Below are 1937 nucleotides of genomic sequence, written 5' to 3'. Positions count from 1 at the left end.
GCGCGTGCGAATACTGCCCCCAAGGCTCCACATGCGACGAACAGCCCGGCGGTCGCTAGTGCCTCCGCATCGGTCCAGCGAGCGACACGATGGAGAGTACCGAAAAGGGCCGCGAGCGAAACGGCGGTGACACCCAACCAGGCGAGCCATAGGGCGTAGCGATTGCGGCGCTCGCCCGAGTCAGGTTCAAGGATGAGGTGCCGGATGCGGCCTACCGCCACCCAGCCTCCACCTACCACCACGCCAGCAAAGCCGACCACGACGGCGTCAAGCAGGGTCATGCTGATCTCACCGCGATCACCTCCCAGGAATGAACCCGCCGAAGGATGCGGGCACACCAAGGTTTGCCCAAGTCTGCGTCGCGCCGCCAGCGATCACTCCCGTCATCGACGCTGAGGCTGCAGGCATTGTCAGTGCTGTTGCACCGAACCCAGCGCCGCCAGAAACGGCGCCAATGACGGCCTGTGCCATCACTTGACGACCTTCGACCGGTTGACAGGTCAACAAGCTGCTCGCGATGTTGCCTCCCGCGCCACCCGCAGCACCTGCGACGGTTGCCACGCCAAGCCCTGACTTGAATGGAACCTTTGCGCCAAACGCGCCCGAAATGCCCCCTGCCAATGCACTCCATCCGATCTTTCCCCAGTTGCCCGACTGTTGGCGCCGACCGAAAACTGAGCCACTTTTGAGGGTAGTGCCGACCCAAAACTGAGCCAGGTGAACAACCTACCCTGCTGCTTTTTTGTGCAGCAGAGGACGAGGAGTGATCACCATGGACATGATTGGCAGGATCCGGCGTTTGCATAGCCGGAAGAACAAGTCGGAGCGCGAGATCTCGCGCATCACGGGGCTGTCGCGCAACACGGTTGCGAAGTGGCTGCACGGCGAAGTTGATGGCCCGCCCAAGTACCGGCGCGGCGAGCAACCCAACAAGCTCACGATCTTCCACGAGGCTCTCAAGCAGGCGCTGAAGGCCGATGCACGGTGGCCCAAGCACGAGCGGCGCACGGCCAAGGCGCTGTACGCCGAGATCAGAGCAGCCGGCTACGACGGTGGCTACACCCGCGTGACCGACTTCATCCGGGCGTGGCGCCAGGGTGAGGGTCAGGGTGCAGCGGTCAATGCCTTCATTCCGCTGGCCTTCGAGCTGGGCGAGGCCTACCAGTTCGACTGGAGCGAGGAAGGCCTGGTGGTGGGCGGCATCTACTACCGGGCGCAGGTCTCGCACATGAAGCTGTGCGCCTCGCGGGCGTTCTGGCTGGTGGCGTACCCCAGCCAGGGCCACGAGATGCTGTTCGATGCCCACACGCGGTCGTTCGCGGCGCTCGGCGGCGTGGCTCGCCGGGGCATCTACGACAACATGAAGACGGCGGTGGACAAGGTCAGGAAGGGCAAGGGCCGCATCGTCAACGAGCGCTTCGCAGCCATGTGCACGCACTACCTGGTCGAGCCCGACTTCTGCAACGTGGCCAGCGGCTGGGAGAAGGGAGTCGTCGAGAAGAACGTCCAGGACAGCCGCCGACGCATCTGGATCGATGCGGCCAAGATCAAGTTCGGCAGCTTCACCGAACTCAACGCTTGGCTGGCTGATCGGTGCCGGGCCCTGTGGGAGGAGGTTCGCCACCCCGAGCACGAGCAGTTCAGCGTGGCCGAGATGCTGGAGCACGAGCGGATGCAACTGATGCCCATGCCCAATCCGTTCGACGGCTACGTCGAGAAGCCGGCGCGGGTGTCGAGCACTTGCCTCGTGTCGGTGGCGCGCAACCGCTACTCGGTGCCGTGCGAGCTGCACGGGCAGATGGTCAGCACGCGGCTGTACCCGGCCAGCGTGGCGGTGGTGGCCGATGACAGGATCGTGGCGCGCCACGACCGGTTGAGCAACGCCGGCGAGACGCGGTACGACTGGCAGCACTACATCCCGCTGCTGCAGAGGAAGC

General features: G+C 64.7%; 2 protein-coding genes. One reads left to right on the top strand and one right to left on the bottom strand.

The features are described 5' to 3' along the window. Positions 1 to 281: hypothetical protein (locus ACOVRJ_RS22045; protein WP_422045965.1), on the bottom strand; the 281-nt coding region annotated here is incomplete at its 3' end. 491 nt (positions 282 to 772) lie between these two features. On the opposite strand from ACOVRJ_RS22045, the gene istA reads away from it, so the two are divergent. After that, positions 773 to 1937: IS21 family transposase (gene istA, locus ACOVRJ_RS22040; RefSeq protein WP_422045964.1), on the top strand; the 1165-nt coding region annotated here is incomplete at its 3' end.

This window comes from Roseateles sp. (assembly GCF_049240545.1).
Taxonomy (GTDB): domain Bacteria; phylum Pseudomonadota; class Gammaproteobacteria; order Burkholderiales; family Burkholderiaceae_C; genus Paucibacter_A.
This window is presented reverse-complemented; position numbering and strand designations above follow the sequence as displayed.